This window comes from Streptomyces sp. NPDC006385 (genome assembly GCF_040612485.1).
In the GTDB taxonomy this organism is placed as follows: domain Bacteria; phylum Actinomycetota; class Actinomycetes; order Streptomycetales; family Streptomycetaceae; genus Streptomyces.
Genome location: NZ_JBEXQG010000001.1, coordinates 321,562 through 338,128, shown reverse-complemented (window position 1 = coordinate 338,128; position 16,567 = coordinate 321,562). Strand labels below are relative to the sequence as shown.

Annotated in this window: 10 protein-coding genes and 2 pseudogenes; 9 read left to right on the top strand and 3 right to left on the bottom strand. The window is 69.3% G+C overall.

Translation table 11 applies throughout. The features are described from left to right. A partial coding sequence (locus ABZ078_RS01505; protein ID WP_356570450.1) for a VOC family protein occupies positions 1–207 on the top strand: 207 nt, incomplete at its 5' end. 487 nt (positions 208–694) lie between these two features. On the opposite strand, the gene ABZ078_RS01500 is transcribed toward ABZ078_RS01505, so the two are convergent. Next, positions 695–1,876 carry a hypothetical protein gene (locus tag ABZ078_RS01500; protein ID WP_356570448.1) on the bottom strand — a complete coding sequence of 394 codons (1,182 nt, stop codon included), beginning with the start codon at positions 1,874–1,876 and terminating at the stop codon, positions 695–697. 229 nt (positions 1,877–2,105) lie between these two features. After that, positions 2,106–2,555 (bottom strand): annotated as a pseudogene (locus ABZ078_RS01495) (IS5/IS1182 family transposase); the annotation flags it as partial. Positions 2,556–2,985: 430 nt separating this feature from the next. Between ABZ078_RS01495 and ABZ078_RS01490 the strand changes: the two are divergent. The 8 genes and pseudogenes from ABZ078_RS01490 to ABZ078_RS01455 all read left to right on the top strand — a co-directional run bounded on the left by ABZ078_RS01490 (position 2,986) and on the right by ABZ078_RS01455 (position 14,058). Continuing rightward, the gene (locus ABZ078_RS01490; protein ID WP_356570446.1) at positions 2,986–3,414 is read left to right on the top strand and encodes a PadR family transcriptional regulator; all 429 of its coding nucleotides are present in this window, start codon (positions 2,986–2,988) and stop codon (positions 3,412–3,414) included. Next, positions 3,411–5,165 (top strand): phospholipid carrier-dependent glycosyltransferase, encoded by a 1,755-nt coding sequence (locus tag ABZ078_RS01485; protein ID WP_356570444.1) that lies wholly within the window; start codon positions 3,411–3,413, stop codon positions 5,163–5,165. The genes ABZ078_RS01490 and ABZ078_RS01485 overlap by 4 nt, the downstream gene beginning before the upstream one ends. 143 nt (positions 5,166–5,308) lie before the next feature. Continuing rightward, positions 5,309–6,487, top strand: a pseudogene (locus tag ABZ078_RS01480) (SMI1/KNR4 family protein); the annotation flags it as partial. Between the two features lie 1,305 nt (positions 6,488–7,792). Further along, complete coding sequence (locus tag ABZ078_RS01475; protein WP_356570442.1) at positions 7,793–9,133, top strand: glycosyltransferase family 2 protein; 1,341 nt, start codon at positions 7,793–7,795, stop codon at positions 9,131–9,133. After that, entirely contained in the window at positions 9,130–9,711 is a 582-nt protein-coding gene (locus ABZ078_RS01470) for a hypothetical protein (protein WP_356570440.1), read from the top strand. The genes ABZ078_RS01475 and ABZ078_RS01470 overlap by 4 nt, the downstream gene beginning before the upstream one ends. Positions 9,712–9,750: 39 nt before the next feature. Continuing rightward, entirely contained in the window at positions 9,751–10,962 is a 1,212-nt protein-coding gene (gene wecB, locus ABZ078_RS01465) for a UDP-N-acetylglucosamine 2-epimerase (non-hydrolyzing) (protein ID WP_356570438.1), read from the top strand. Positions 10,963–11,326: 364 nt separating this feature from the next. Continuing rightward, on the top strand, positions 11,327–12,415 hold the full coding sequence (locus ABZ078_RS01460; protein WP_356570436.1) for a helix-turn-helix domain-containing protein: 1,089 nt from the start codon (positions 11,327–11,329) through the stop codon (positions 12,413–12,415). Between the two features lie 170 nt (positions 12,416–12,585). Beyond that, positions 12,586–14,058, top strand: coding sequence for a hypothetical protein (locus tag ABZ078_RS01455; protein WP_356570434.1), 1,473 nt, complete (start codon positions 12,586–12,588; stop codon positions 14,056–14,058). A gap of 121 nt (positions 14,059–14,179) precedes the next feature. Here ABZ078_RS01455 and katG read toward each other — a convergent pair whose 3' ends face one another. Continuing rightward, on the bottom strand, positions 14,180–16,369 hold the full coding sequence (gene katG / locus ABZ078_RS01450; protein ID WP_356570432.1) for a catalase/peroxidase HPI: 2,190 nt from the start codon (positions 16,367–16,369) through the stop codon (positions 14,180–14,182). Positions 16,370–16,567: the final 198 nt, after the last annotated feature.

The following is a 16,567-nucleotide window of genomic DNA, read 5'->3' as shown; positions in this document are numbered from 1 at the left end:
GGCAAGGTCGTCAAGAATCGGCTGCATCTCGACGTGCGGGTCGGCACCGGGCTCGTGGGTGAACAGCGCCTGGCCGCGCTCGAAGCCGAGTGCGCACGACTGGTCGCGCTCGGCGCGGTACGCGTGCGACTACTGCCGGCCGACGGTGACAGCGAGTCGTGCATCGTGATGCAGGACATCGAGGGCAACGAGTTCTGTCTCGACTGAGGGGCCGCGAACGTGTCCTTGCTCTGTCCCCGCGGGCCAGGACGAGGAGCGGCCCGCGATCTGTCGGGGCGGTGTGGCGCGGGACAGTTGGCGGTGAGGGGGGCAGGCATCGGCCCAAGCGCATGACCTTGCTGCGTGGGAGGGCGGCGGCCGGCGGATGACGCCAGGTCCACAGCCGCGCTGACAGGCGGGTGGCCTCGGCGGCGAGGTCGTCGCAGAAGGCGACGAGCATCTGCGGTTCGGGGAGCCTGCTGTCGAAGGTCGTCCTCCCGGTCGGGGTGGGTGCGGTGGGGTGGTGTTTGCCCTTGCCGACGTCCAGGCCGAGATGGACGTCGATGTCGCCGGCATCGATCACGTGCTGTGTCCTGGGGAAAGGTCGGTGGCGCCACGCCCCTCGCGTTCGTGGCCACTGCAGGCCAGGCAGGCGACGCCCCTGCCTTCACGGATGTCAGGGCGACCACTGTGCGATCGGTTGTCGTCTGTGCGGCTACTGCATCAGTTCGGTGTGGGGATGCTCCGGTGACGTCGGGCAGACGTAGAGCTGCTGTCGGTGGCCGCTGCCGATTTGGACGGCGGTCGGTTGTCTCGGGACCGGGTCGCTGACGGGCGGCGCGGCGCGGATGTCGCTGGGGACGCGGCCACGGTCATGCACCTCTATGCCCTTGGCGCGGAAGAAGTCGATCACGGCATGGGTCTCCGGGTAAGCGTGCGAGGGGGACGGCCTGGTGCGGGCTTGGTCTTCGTACTCTTCCTCCGGTATCCAGCCCCGCGTGCTGTCGTCCCATTCGAAGGTGGCGATGGTCAGCAGCGGATCCATCTTGGTGTCGCAGGTCGGGCAGAACTGGGGGACGGGATCGGTGTAGCCCCAAGAGGCCCAGCCGCCGACTTTCCAGCCGGGTGCGACGGACAGGTGGTCCCCGTAGAACTCCTCCGGGTAGGGGGCATAGGAGCTGTCCACAGCGGCGCCGGCCGCCTGCCACTTGCTCCAGTCCCCGAGTGGGTCCCGCAGTTCTTTGCTCAGCTCCATGGGGTTGGGGTACTCGGTGACCTGCTCCGGGGCGAGCAGGCACGGCTCGGGCACATAGAGGTCGAACTGCACCGCGGACGGCTCCGGGGGTGCGGTGAGGATGTCGGTGACCGTGGCCGCGGATCGCCAGAACAGCGCGGTCCTGGGCATGAACTTCATCGGAGGGTGGTCGAAAGGGCACCACAGCACCTGAAGCAGATCCGTCCCCGCGGGCGCGCGCAGATCGGGCACGTCACGCACGTACAGTTGTGCCAGCGGCAGCATCGCTATCGAACCGTCGTACGAGTGAGGGCCCGGCGACCTCCTGATCGGATACTTCCTCGGGGGACGGATTCGGGCGAGGGTCTCTCGTTCCTGCGGGGTCATGCTCCTGCCCTGCGCGGCAGCACGGATCCGTCGCTCCAGCCTCACGTCCGCCAGGGACATGGCCGGCTCCACCCCGTTCAGCTCGTGCGGGCCGTCGCAGTGCGGCCACGGCTCGCCGGCTGGCCACAACAGCGGCCCGCCGACCGAACTGTCGCGCGGCGACGGAGACCCGGGGGAGGGGTGCAACCGGGTCGCCGTCCGTGCCAGCGGCGCCAGTTGAGGAAAGACCGCGGCGACGTCGAGCGGCCGCGGCGGGGTGGTCCGGTTGACGTTCATAGCGGTTGATGCTGCCAGCAGCCTCTGACACTGGGCACATCGGTCCACGACCACTGACACCGGAACAGTCTTCGTGGGTGGGTGGGCGGACCAGAGAAGATGGCGGCGATGCAGGGTTCGGTGACGTAGAGCACGGCTTGATCCACGCGCACCGCGTGTCAGTGATCTGAGCGAAACCGCCTCGTAGTGCTTCGATCGCGACGCGTACCGCCAGGCCCTTTCGCCTGCATCAGCGGGCTGACCAGAGGAAGATGCCCGCGATGTGGAGGCCGGCCAGGTAGACGGTGGCGGTCTTTTCGTAGCGGGTGGCGATCCCTCGCCATTGGCTGAGGCGATTGATGCACGCTCGACCGTGGCGCGCTGCTTGTACGCCTCACGGTCGAAAGCCGGAGGGCGCCCGCCCGCCCCGGCTGCCTCGCCGCAAGAGGTGGGTGCTTGGGTCCGACCGGATCGGGATGACCGCCCGGATACGACGGCTGGTGGCGGGGCCTTCCCCGTCGACGGGTCGACGGGTCGACGGGGCGCACGCAGACGTGCCATCACCTGGGTGAAGGTGGGCGCGTCGATGGCCTGCCCCGCAGGTCAGGAGGAACACCAGCGGGCGGCAGCGTCCGTCGGCCGCGAAGGGGACCTTCGTGGTCAGCCCGCTGCGGGACCGACCGATGGCATGGTCGGCCGGACTCGCCTGTCGATGCCCCTTTTTCGATCCGCGCCCACTGCGCGTCAGTCAGCGACACAACCAGACCGACGGTCAGATGGTCTGAACGAAGCAGCGTAGTCGTGCGCGTACGCTGCCGCTGGTGCCGCAGGCCCGGCAGGGGTCCGTGGACTGGGGCCAAGTCCTCTCCTGGGCGTGCTGCTGGTCCTGCTTGTGCTGAATCGTCATCGCGTTCTCCAGCGGTGGTTCGTTCAGGACATCGCCAACTCCGCCTGCGAGCGTCAGACTTGACATCACGGAAGGGCAAACCCGCTTCCCCCATGCGTCATCGTCCAATCGGACCCACGGTCACCACCAACACCGCCGTCGACCTCGATCGGCTCGGCGGCCTGTCAGAGCCCGGCCGGCACGGCGTCGGCCCAGGCGTCACGCCCGGTCAGGCGGTGTTGCCATGAGCACCCGCCAGATCCTGCCGGGGCCGCTCGCCGAAGGCCCGAGCCACGGCTACGCCCTCAAGCGACGCTGCGGCGAACGCTTTCCGAGAGGCCGGCCACTGGCCTTCGGCCAGGCGCACATGCCCCTGCAAAGGCTCGTCCGCGACGGCTCGGCCCAGGTGGACGGCGCGGCTTCGGACCGCCACCCGCAGCGGACCGTGTACCGCCTGACCGATGAGGGGACGCGCGAGTCGGCGGAGTGGACGGCTGAGGTCGCCCCGTCGGTGCCGTCAACGAGCAACGAAGTCTTCCCCGAGGTCGCCGTCGCGATCCTCGTCGGCAGCGATCCCGCTGCGTACCTCCACCACCTCGACGCCGAACCCCGCTGGCCGAACACCACCGCAGCCAGGCTCACCGTACTGACCACCGAGATCGATGCCTCATGACCACGACGCCCCACCCCCCTGGTGGTGACCTGGCCCGCAGCGCGCCGAGTTCCGCCCACCTCGACGACACCCCTCCGCCGACGGCACCCCACCACTGGCAGGACCGTCTGCGCCGGTTCGGATACGCCGCACGCCCCCGCACCGACACCCGCGAAAGCCTGGTTCCGCCCTTTCCCGCGCCGCCAACCCGTCTCTGGGAGTTCATGGGCCTCAGCCCGGCACTGGCACACCGGGGCGCGACGGTGAGGGGCTGGCTGGGGCCGCTGCTCGTCGCCGTCCTGGCCGGAGCGATCCGGTTCTGGCATCTCGGTAGTCCGCGGGACCTCGTCTTCGACGAGACCTACTACGCCAAGGACGCCTGGTCCCTGCTGCAACTGGGCTATGAGGGCACCTGGCCGGATCGTAAGATCTCCGACCCGCAGATCCTGGCCGACCCCCAGGTGATCTTGCTCTCCGACACGGGGTCTTTTGTCGCGCACCCTCCGATGGGCAAGTGGGTGATCGCCCTCGGCGAGTGGATGTTCGGCCTCAACTCGTTCGGCTGGCGCTTCATGACAGCGGCGTTGGGCACGCTGTCGGTGCTGATGCTGTGCCGAATAGGACGCCGCCTGTTCCGTTCGACGGCACTGGGCTGCCTGGCCGGCACGCTGATGGCGGTGGACGGTCTGCACTACGTGATGAGCCGCACCGCCCTGCTCGACCTCATCGTCATGTTCTTCGTCCTGGCGGCGTTCGGATGCCTGCTGATCGACCGGGACGACGCACGCGCCCGGCTCGCGGCAGCCCTCCCGGTGAGCGGGGACGGCCACGTGCGCCCGGACCAGGTCACCGGCGACCGCGCCGGGACGGGAGTACGTCCCTGGCGGCTCGCGGCCGGCGTCTTCCTGGGCCTGGCGGCCGCGACCAAATGGAACGGCCTGTATTTCCTCGCCTTCTTCATGATCCTCACCGTGCTGTGGGACGTCGGCGCCCGCCGCGTCGCGGGGGCGCGCCGCCCGTACCGGGCGGTGCTGCGCAAGGACCTCGGCTGGTCGGTGCTGTCCCTCGTCGCGGCCGCCGTGGTGACGTATCTGGCGACGTGGACCGGCTGGTTCCGGTCCGGCAACGGCTACGGACGCCACTGGGCGGACGGCCGCGGCGGCACCTGGGCGTGGATTCCGGCTCCGCTCCGCAGCCTGTGGCACTACGAGCACGGGGTGTACCAGTTCAACGTGGGGCTGCACGCTTCGCACAAGTACGAGTCCAACCCCTGGAGCTGGCTGGTCCTCGGCCGCCCCGTGCTGTTCCAGTACGAGTCACCGAACTCCGGCAAGGCCGGCTGCCACACGGCCACCGACTGCACGCAGACGATCCTCGCACTGGGCACACCGCTCCTGTGGTGGACGGCATGTTGCGCACTCGTGTACCTGCTCTACCGGTGGGCACTGCGCCGCGACTGGCGCGCCGGCGCCATCCTGTGCGCGGTCGCCGCCGGTTACCTGCCCTGGTTCCTGTACCAGGACCGCACGACCTTCTCCTTCTACGCGGTCGTCTTCGTGCCGTATCTGTGCCTGGCCGTGGTGATGATGCTGGGCGCGCTGCTGGGTCCGCCGGGGGCGACTGGAACGCGCCGCCTACGGGGTGCGGTGGCCGCAGGTGCGCTTGTCCTGCTCATCACCTGGAACTTCATCCATCTCTTCCCGATCTACACCGGGCAGACGATCCCGTACGCCGACTGGCGCGCCAGAATGTGGCTCGACAGCTGGATCTGAGGGTGGACTCACACTCCCTTTCAAAAGCCCGTTCCTCAGGCGCCCCTGTGCTCCGGCCGGGGTGGTCGTGTACGCGAGGGTACTGACAGTGCTCCGCAGCAAGCAGCGGAGCACTGTCAGTGGTGGATGGCAGCATCGGGCGCATGACGGACACCACGGCATTCGACTGGCGTTCCTTCCTGCTCAGGTGGAGTGGGGAGTGGGCGGATTCCCTGCCGGACGGCGAGACGCGGGGCGAGGACGATGAGACGGCGCGGCGGGCGCGCTGGCTGGGCTTCCCGCCCGCGTCCGAGAAGCGGATCGCAGCCATGGAGAAGCGCCTCGGCCGACGAGTGCCCCCGTCGTACCGGGAGTTCCTCAAGGTCAGTGACGGGTGGCGGCACGCGGGCGGGTTCGTGTGGCTGCTGGCGGGGACCGAGGACGCGCACTGGCACAACAACGAGTCGGGACTCGCGGACATGGTCGAGGAGTACCTGGACGAGGACGCCGGGCCCGAGGAGCGGCGGGAGGCGGACATCTGGCGGCGCGGGCTGCAGCTCGACGTCGAGTCCGACATCACTCATGTCCTCATGGACCCCGAGGACGTGGACGAGGACGGTGAGTGGGCCGTGTACACGTGGGCGAGCTGGCGGGCCGCGCCGCCCGAGCGGCACGCGAACTTCCTTGAGTTCATGCGGGGCATGTACCGGGAGTTCCACAGGCTGCGGGCGCACCGGAGCGACGGAGAGCCGGTGTTCGCCAACGACACGACACGCAAGCTGGACGCCCAGGTGGAGGAGGCCCGGCTGGAGGCACTGCGAGGCGGCTGGGAACGGGCCCGGACAGCGCTGGACGAGGCCAAGGAGTACGGCAGACCGCGGGCCGCCGGGCTGGGCGACCAGATACGGCGCCTGCTCGGACAGACCTACATGGTCTACTTCGACGGACTGGTGACGGACCCGCGGTACGCTCCCGAGCTGCTGCCACCGCTGGTCGCCGAGCACGCGGCACACTCCTACCGGGACGACTCCACGCTGACGTTCCATCTGCGGGGCGCCGACGACGACCTCGTGGCACTGGCTTACGCGACGCTGGATCAGGTGCGGAACGGCACGTACCGGTACACGGCGGCCGGACCGTTCGGGGAAGCGGTCGAGAGGACGCGGGAGTTGGCGCGGTGGGGGGACTCCGACGGGGCATGGCGGACGTTCATGAACGCTCTGCCCATGTGGGAGCCGCTGGGGTCGGATCACGTGGCGCCGCTGGGATGGGTGGCCGACCCCGTACTCGGGCCGCTGCTGACCTTGGAACGGGGCCAGGAGTTGCTGTCCACGCCGAGGGGGCGGGCAGGCGAGTAGGACCTAACGGCGGACCAACTGCCGGCAGATCTCGAACTTCCGGTCTCCGCGTGGTCAGAGACGACTACGTTCATCCATGGCCGGACTCGGCATGCCCGCCGTGGTCGCCGAGCTGGGCTTCGAACCAGTCGTGCAGGGCGTCGACCCATGCGGAATCCTGCGTGGAGTAGGTCAGGGTGGCCCCGTCCGCCCGGTCCGCGCAGCGAACTTCGATGCGGTCGAAACCGTCCCGCAGTTCGTTCGAGGTCGAAGGGCATCACTGTTCTGCCCCGCTCGGCCACTAACGCCTGACGTTTCGTCTGACCCTCGCCCGGGTCCCGCTGTGAGCCGCCGGCCAGCAGGGCGACCGCCGTCACCGTGCCGACGGCCATCACGCCCGCGCCCGCCATCAGGGCGCGGCGCCTGCTGCTGTTCATCCAATGCCTCCACCATCACGTTGAGGACGTGGAGTACGCCCGCTCTCTCGTGGTCCGGGATCGAGCCGAGCAGCCGGGAGAACCGCTCCCGCCGCGCGTCAGCAAGGTTCTGCGCCGCTCGCCGCCCCGAAGGGCAACCAGTCTGGGCAGCCAGTTCGGCAGTGCTCGGGTCGGTGCATGAAACAGCGGCTGCCAGGGGCTGTTCGCGACTCTCCTCACCGCCGACGCGTGGCCGGCGCATTTGCCCTACCGCGCATTCTGGCAAGGCGGCGAACCCGTCGAAGTGCACAACAACGCTCCCTGTTTTGCCCATTGCCGCACAGGGGGACGTCACCGCACTGTGGAAACAGGTCGGACAGCCCCCGCCTTTCGACGGTCTCCGCGTCACTGTTTTCTGCATTCGGGACACCTGACCCGTATCCGGGCCACTCCCGAAGTCAGGGAACGGGCGGCGCTCCTGGAATGCGGACCATATTCCCGTCGTAGCGGAATTCCACTGGTTCGGCCACCCGCACCACGCGCCGTGCGGGGAATTGCCGCCAGCCAGAAAGGACTGCCCGTGTACGTCTCTACGGCAGGTTTCGCGGTCGGGACCGGTGGCACTGTCGCCGCCACCACGCTCGTGGTGTCCCCCGCCGGCCTGCTTGTGATGACGGCGCTGGCCGGTGTGGTCGCCGTGCTGATGGCGCTGGGGCTGTGCCGCGTACACCGCCGCGCCTCGCCGTGCCGCCGGACGACGGCCGATGACGTCGGCTTCCCGGAACCGCGACCGGAACCGCCGCCGCCGGCCCCGCCGTGCCGCCCGGGATCGGACGGAACCGAGCCATCTCCAGATCTCCGCCCGCCTGCCGAGCCTTCCTGAGGAGAGCGCCCCATGCCTGCTTCGCTCAGCCTGCTCATCGCCGCCGTCAGCATGACCGTGATCGCTTTCGGGCTCACGTACTTCTTCGCCCTCATGCTGCTGGGGGCGTGGCGGCTCAGACCCGGCAAGGGGCGCCATCGGCGTCCGGAGCGTTCCGCCCGTGCTGACAGGGAACCGGACTCCACGCCGCCGCCCGCAGGTTTCCACCTCTACTTCCTCGTGCCCTGCCTCAACGAGAGCGCGGTGATCGCGCCGACCGTCTCCCGGCTGGCGGAGATCGCCGGGAGCCGCGTCATCGTGATCGACGACGCCTCCGACGACGGAACCGGCGAGCGGTGCCAGGCCCTCGGCTCCTCCCGGGTGCACGTCCTCCGACGCGAACTGCCCGACGCGCGGCTCGGCAAAGGCCCCGCGCTGAACGCCGGGTTCAGGCATCTGGTGCTGGACGTGCACGCCCGCGGACTCGACCCGGAGACGGTACTGGTCTGCGTGATGGACGCCGACGGCCGCCTTTCCCCCGGCGCCGTCGACCACGTCACCGCCTGCTTCGCCGACCCCCGCGTGGGCGGTGTCCAGCTCGCGGTGCGCATCCGCAACCGCGACCGTCTGATCACCCGCTTCCAGGACATGGAGTTCTGGGCCCTGTCGGCGATCTCCCAGCACGCCCGGGTCCCGCTGGCCTGCGTCAGCCTGGGGGGAAACGGACAGTTCGTCCGGCTGCGGGCGCTGCTGGAGCTTGAGGGTCCCTGGCCGCCGTCGCTCACCGAGGACCTGGATCTCACGATCAGTCTGCTGGTCGGCGGGTGGTCGATGTCCACGACACCACATGCCTGGGTCGACCAGCAGGGCGTGGACAGCTGGCGGCGTCTGGTGCGCCAGCGCACCCGCTGGTACCAGGGCACGATGACGGCCACGGGCCGGCTCGGCGAGGTGTGGTCCAGTACCTGCCTACGCCGGCTCGCCGTGCTGGAGTTGACCTGCTACCTGCTGATTCCCTGGGTGCTGGTGCTGCCCTGGTCGATCCTGGGGCACATCAATCTGGTGCTGTTCGGGGTGCGTGTCGCCGACGGCAGGACACCGGTCGACGTGACGGCCGCGGGGTGGGCGTCGGTGGCCTTCTGGGTCTTCTTCTACCTGCTGTCCTGCGCCCCCAACATCACCTTGGGCTGCCTGTACTTCCTGCGCGACCGGGGCTACGGGCTGGCCCGCTCCGTGGCGCTGGGCCACCTGCTGCTGCTGACCAACTATGTGACGTATCTGGCGACTTGGCTGGCCCTGGTTCGCATGCTGCGCGGTCAGACCGGCTGGGCGAAGACCTCCCGGGCCGTCGAGACCACGGGAGGTGCCGCATGAGGCCCCGCACGATCCTGCGGCGGTGGTGGCAGGCGACGAACGGGCCGGCCGACCGTGTCCCCCGACTGGTGGGGGCTGCGGCCGCCACGGTGGGCGCCGTTCTCCTGGCCGACCGGGAGGCCGGGTTCCGGGCGTGGGAGGCGCGGGCCGCCGGTGCGCTCCTGGGCCTGTCCACCGACGCGGCGGTCAGCGTTCCGCCCTCCGGCACCTCACTGTTCTGGGACCTGGGCACGGCCAGGGCCGACGGAGTCATGATCACGGCGGAGTGCACCTCGGCGTACGCCCTCATCGTCCTGCTCCTGCTGACCGGTGCCGTGATCCTGTGGCCAGGGGTGAGGGCCAGCGCCGTGGTGGTGGCGGCCGTCGCCGCCGCCACCGTGCTCAGCGGTGTCAATCTGCTGCGCATCCTGCTCATCGCGCTCACCATCCGGCAGTGGGGCGCGGACAACTGGTTCGACCTGACGCACGTGTACGTCGGCACCGCTCTGTCGCTCCTCGCCGCCATGCTCGCGGCCCTCGTCTTCGCCCTGCTGCTGCGCCGCACGACCGGCCGCCGGCGCTCCGTTCCCGGCCGCTGACGACTCGCCCGCTCCGGCCGCTCCCAAGAAAGGCACGCCATGGCCCGCGTCATGCTCATCTACGGAACCCGCCCCGAAGCCGTCAAAATGGCCCCCCTCGTCAGCCGGTTGCGGCGCAGCGCCGACGTCGACCCCGTCGTCGTGGTGACCGGCCAGCACCGCACGATGCTGGACGAGATCAACGCCTTCTTCGACATCGTGCCCGACCACGACCTGGACCTCATGCGCGACCGGCAGGAACTGTCGGAACTGGCCGGGCACGCGCTGCTGGCACTGGAGCGGCACCTGCGGCGCGAGGCGCCCGCGGCGGTCGTGGTGCAGGGCGACACCACCACCGCCCTCGCCGGTGCGCTCGCCACGTTCCACGCCCGGATCCCCTTGGTCCACCTGGAGGCGGGCCTGCGCGTGCCGGGTCCCGGTGCGCCGTTCCCGGAGGAGACCAACCGGCGGCTGATCGGCCGACTGGCCAGGCTCCACCTCGCGCCCACCGTGGCGTGCAGGAACAACCTGCTCGCCGAGGACGTGCCGCCCGACGACATCGCCGTCGTGGGCAACACCGTTGTCGACGCCCTGCTCATCGCCGTACGACACACGGCCCCGTTCCGCGATCCGCTGCTGGAGGACGTCACCGCGCACCGCCAGGTGGTCGTGGTGACCATGCACCGGCGTGAGTCGTGGGGGGAGCGTATGGCCCAGGTGATGGCCGCCGTCCGTGAGTTGGCCCGCAGCCGGCCTGCCGTACACGTCGTCTTCCCCGTGCACCGCAACCCGGTGGTCCGTGACCTGGTGGTGCCCACACTCGGCGACCTGCCCAACGTGCATCTCGTCGATCCGCTGCCGTACGGGGAGTTCGTCCGTCTCATCTCCCGTTCCTTCGTGGTGCTCACCGACTCGGGGGGCATCCAGGAGGAGGCTCCCGCCCTCGGCAAGCCCGTCCTCGTGCTGCGGGACAGCACCGAACGGATCGAGGCGGTGCGGGCGGGCGTCGCGCAGGTGGTGGGAACCGGCAGCGACAGCATCCTCGGCCACTGCCTGTCCTTGCTGGACAACCCCGTGCGCTACCGGTCCATGGCACGCCGGCGCAGCCCGTTCGGAGACGGCCGCGCTGCCGCGCGCAGTGCCGCCGCGATCGCCGAACTGCTCGGGGTGGGCGTACGCCTGCCGGACTTCCGCGGGGACGATCCGGACGCCCAGAAGGACAACTCCCCTGTGGCGCCACCGCGTCGGGTGACAAGCGCCGGGCGAGTGTAGCGGTGCTGACCTCGCCGAACGGAGTCGATCATCTGCCGACACAGTCTTGATCCACTCGATCAGCAGACACGGACAGACGTTGATCACCCATAGCCTGTGACCGACCCGTTCCTAAACGTTTATGACGGAAAGGGACCGCTGCTTTGCCATCTGCTTCACCTCGCTCTGATCAGGGCGGCGACGGAGCAACGGGCCCGGTGGGCCGCCACCGCCCACTGGCGCCCAGCCCGGCCGGTGCACGCCTCGCCGTTCCAGCCAGTTCGACCGTTCCTCCCACCTCAGGAAACCGGCCTTGCCCCCACACCGAGACGATCTGCCAGCACCCGAGCACCCGCGAGCGCTCCTGACCCGGACGGCCCATGACATGCGCCGGCGCCTGCCCGCTCTCACCTCCGACGTACTCACCCGACTACGCGCCCACCACCCCGACTCGGCGTTCGACGGCGCATGCGTGCACGACTCCCTCAGCGCCTGGCTGGCCGCCCTCGCGGACGAGGCCGCCGACGAAGAGATCAGCGCACGCTTCCACGGCCTCGCGACGGCCGGAGCCGGCCGCGGCATCGCACCGGATGTCATCGCGGCGATCCAGCAGGCGGCCGCCGAGGCGCTCCTGCGGGGCTTCATCACGTGTCTGACGCGCAGTCAGTCGGATGTCATGGACGTCAACGTCATGGTGAGCAGACGCATCATCGAGGTGATCCAGACGGCTACCGCGGCGATCGTCGGCACGCACCGCACTCCCGGCACCGAGCGCGTGCCACGCCCCCGCGACGCGGACGCCCATCATCGCGATCAAGCCGTAGTGGAAGCGCTGCTCGATCCCCGGACCAGTACGTGCCCGCCACCGCTGCCGTCCCACGTCAAGGGCCCTCTTCGGTGGTGCGCCGCCAGCCTCCCGCTGGGAGATCGGCTCCTTCAGGCCCTGCGCAGAGCGCGGGCCGCCAACCCGGCGGCGCTCGTGGGACGGTGCGCGGACAGAGTCGTGCTGCTGACCGGTGACAGACCCCTCCTGCCGGAGGATCTGCGGCCCCACGGCCTGGCCCCGGTCACGTACGAAGGGGTCGCCCAAGCGGCACAGCAGGCACTGAGGGCGGCGGAGGTGGCCGGGCGCTTCGCGGTCGACCACGTCGAGGCCCCCACGGCGCTCCCTCTGATCACCGTCATGGCGCAGGACCAGGAAGAGCGCGACGCGTTCGTGGCCTCCTGCCTGGGGCCGCTGTGCACGGATACCCGGCATGCTCATCTTGAGGAAACCCTGCGCGCGTACCTGGAGCACGGACTGTGTGCCGCCGCCGCGGCTCGCAGTCTTTTCGTCCACCGCCGCACCTTCGAATACCGGCTTCAGCAGATCAAGCAACTCACCGGACTGGATCTGACGCACCCTCTGCACCGTTTGCGGGCCGAGATCGCGCTGTACCTGTGCACTCCGCACGTCACGTCCAGGTCGGGTTGAATTCCAAGACGCTGGAGATGCGGTGAATTTCCTTGTCCTCCTGCCACGTGGAAAAGGCAGGGCCGGCCGCAGCACTGTGAATACAGGGTGAGCCGACGGCGGAGAACGAAAAAACCGCCGCCTTATCGGCTCATCCGCAACCGGTACAAGCGGACCGAAAGGAAACGCCCATGCCAAGCACCCCACGTGCCGCCACGCGGCGCACGACTTCCAGGGCAGCCCTGGGAGCACTGTGCGCGACCGTGTTGCTGGCCGCCGGCGGCGGAGCAGCCACCGCCGCCGACTACCCCGTCACCGCCGACAAGGTGCCGGCCGAGATCGACTGCGACCACCTGTACTTCGCGCACAGGAAGTCCGTCAGCCGCCTCGAGAACGACGCCAACGGCAACGCCACGGCCATCAACCGCGTCGTCGCACGCGGCGACTCGGTCCCCCAGGACTGGGCCGGCAACCTCTCGGTGGGCACCGACCCGGACGCCCCCGGACGGGCGGCCATCGTCTCCGCCCAGTGGAACCGCCACTCCGCCACCCTGTACAAGGTCGCCGACGGGTCCGCCAACGTCACCGACCAGATCTTCTCCGGCAAGTCCTACAGCGCACCCAACGTGCCGGGGGTGACGTGGGGCGGGTACGCCATGGACTCGCGCCGTCAGCTGCTGTGGGGCGGCCAGAACCTCACCGCGGCCAAGAACGTCTTCCGCCTCGACCTGAAGACGGGCAGGACCGAGGTGCAGAACGTCCAGCCGGCCGACCCCACCGACACCGTCTGGAAGCACGGCGCCTTCATCCCGGACTTCCTGGTCGACCACGAGGGAGGGATCTACGCGATGTCCGTCCGGGGCGGGTCGTACCTGTACCGGATCGACACCTCCGGCAAGGAGTGGAAGGCCACTCGGGTGGTGCAGGTGACCGGACCCGTCGCGGGCGAGGGCGGCAACATCTACGGGATGGCCTGGCTGCGCGGCTCGATCTACATGGGCAGCGGCGGCAAGAACCTGTACCGGGTCGACCCGCGTACCGGCCAGTCCCAGCTCGTCGGCAACGTGGCGGCCGCGGGCAACCAGCAGGGCAGCGTCCATCCCAGTGACGGCGGCTGGCTGCTGGACATGGCCAGCTGCGACGTCACCTCCGATCTCACCAAGACCCTGAAGGTGAGCAAGTCGGCCGACCGGCAGGCCGTCGAAGCCGGTGGGCGCATCACCTACACGGTCAAGGTCAAGAACGAGGGCAACTCGCCGAACCCCCAGGCCTCGTTCACCGACGACCTGTCGACCCTGGGCGGTGCCGTCTACAACGATGACGCCACGGCCTCGGCCGGCAGCGTATCGGTGGACAGGGAGACGTCCCGGCTCACCTGGAACGGCAGCCTCCAGCCGGGTCAGGAGGTGACGGTGACCTTCTCCGTCACCGCCAACGACCCCGAGGGTGACAACGTGACGCTGGCCAACACGGTGACCTCCACCGAGGACTCCAACTGCGGGGCGGGCTCCGAAGACCCTGGCTGCACGAGCACCGTCACCGTCTCACGCGGCATCCCCCTCGTGAGCGCCGAGGCCGTGGCACCCGCCCTCGGCTCACTCGCCGCCGCATCCGCTCTCGGCGCCTTCCTGGTCCGCCGCAGGCGGCAAGGCGCCGAACTCTGAGGTGACGCCGTCGGCGCACGCATGACGGCCGTCCCCCAGGGCGGTGGGTTCACGGGCACGCGAACCCACCGCCCACTCGCGTTGACGGGCCAGTGAGAATGCCCCGACCGGGACATCGGGTTCAGGAGAGATCGAACCGATCGAGGGTCATCACCTTGTCCCACGCGGCCACGAAGTCACGCACGAACTTCTCTCCCGCGTCCTGGGACGCGTAGACCTCCGCGACGGCTCGGAGCTGGGAGTGCGAACCGAAGATGAGGTCGACCGCGGTGGCGGTCCACTTGACCTCCCCCGTGGCGCGATCCCGGCCTTCGAACACGTTCTCCTCCGCAGCCGACGCCTTCCACTGCGTGCCCGTGTCGAGCAGGTTGACGAAGAAGTCGTTGGTCAAGGTCTCCGGCCGGTGAGTGAAGACGCCGTGCGGGGACCGCTTGAAGCCGGTGTTCAGGACCCGCATGCCACCGATCAGCACCGTCATCTCGGGAGCGGTCAGCGTCAACAGGTTGGCGCGGTCCAGCAGGAGGGTCTCCGGCGACAACTTCTCTCCCGCCCGGAGGTAGTTGCGGAACCCGTCGGCCCTGGGTTCCAGCACGGCGAACGACTCCACGTCGGTCTGTTCCTGCGTGGCGTCGGTGCGCCCAGGTGCGAACGGGACCGTGACGTCGTACCCGGCGTTCTTCGCCGCTTGCTCGACGGCCGCGCACCCGCCCAGGACGATCAGGTCGGCGAGCGAGACCTTCGTTCCGCCGGCTTGTGAGTGGTGGAAGTCCTGCTGGATCTGCTCCAGCTTCCGCACCACCTCGGCCACCTCGGGCAGGCGGTTGACCTCCCAGTCCTTCTGCGGCGCGAGCCGAATCCGTGCCCCGTTGGCACCGCCCCGCTTGTCGGTGCCGCGGAAGCTCGCCGCCGACGCCCAAGCGGTGGTGACCAACTGGGAGACGGACAGTCCCGAGGCGACGATCCTGCTCTTGAGGGCGGCGATGTCCGCGTCCGCGACGAGCTCGTGATCGACCTCGGGGACGGGGTCCTGCCACAGCTGCGGCTCGGGGACCCACGGGCCGAGGTAGCGCGTGACGGGTCCCATGTCGCGGTGCAACAGCTTGTACCACGCCTTGGCGAACGCTTCCGCGAGCTGGTCCGGGCTCTCGTGGAAGCGCTTCGCGATCGGGCCGTAGACCGGATCCAGCTTCAGCGCCAGGTCCGTCGTCAGCATCATCGGAGCGTGCCTCTTCGACGGGTCATGAGCGTCGGGCACCGTGCCCTTGGCCGAAGGGTCCGTGGGAGTCCACTGCTTGGCACCGGCGGGGCTCGTCGTCAGCTCCCAGTCGTACCGGAACAGGTTGTCCAGGTACCCGTTGTCCCACCTCGTCGGCTCGGAGGTCCATGCGCCCTCCAGCCCACTGGTGAGCGTGTCGGCGCCCTTGCCGCTGCCGTAGGTGTTCCGCCAGCCGAGGCCCTGCTGTTCGATGGGGGCGGCCTCGGGTTCCGGGCCGATGTACGCGGGGTCGACGGCGCCATGACACTTGCCGAAGGTGTGGCCGCCGACGATGAGCGCGACCGTCTCCTCGTCGTTCATCGCCATGCGCCCGAATGTCTCGCGAATGTCGCGGGCGGCGGCCATGGGATCCGGGTTGCCGTTGGGCCCCTCCGGATTGACGTAGATCAGTCCCATCTGCACGGCACCGAAGGGAGTGGCGAGTTCCCTGTCGCCGCTGTAGCGCTCATCTCCGAGCCAGGTGTCCTCCGGTCCCCAGAAGATTTCCTCGGGTTCCCAGATGTCCTCTCGTCCGAAGCCGAATCCGAACGTCTTGAATCCCATCGATTCCATGGCACAGTTGCCGGCGAAGACCAGGAGGTCGGCCCAGGAGATTTTCTGGCCGTACTTCTGCTTGACCGGCCAGAGCAGACGGCGCGCCTTGTCGAGGCTCGCGTTGTCCGGCCAACTGTTGAGGGGGGCGAAGCGCTGAGCGCCGCTGCCGCCACCGCCCCGGCCGTCGGCGACACGGTACGTGCCCGCGGCGTGCCAACTCATCCGGATGAAGAGCGGCCCGTAGTGGCCGTAGTCGGCGGGCCACCAGTCCTGCGACGTCGTCATCACCTCGAAGACGTCCCGCTTCAGCGCGTCGAGGTCGAGGGTCGCGAACTCTTTCGCGTAGTCGAAGTCCTCGTCCATCGGATTGGAGCGGGACGAGTGCTGGTGGAGAATCTGAAGGTCCAGCTGATTCGGCCACCAGTCCCGGTTTGTCCTCGGCCGGGTCGGCGTGGGGGTCGGGGAGGGGATTGCTGGGTTCTCGCTTTCGCTGCCGGACACGTCCGTCCTTCTTTCTGTCTCGGTGTTCTCCACGCACAATGCCGATGACTGTGATGTGGTCGGCGTCCGTATGGTCGCGCACCGCAGACGGCACCGCTACGAAACACGCAGAGCATCCCCGCATGACAGGCGTGCGAGAAAAGACTGCTTTTCTGCTCCCGCGCCGGATCGGATGCTCCGACGAGAAAGTCCCTGCCC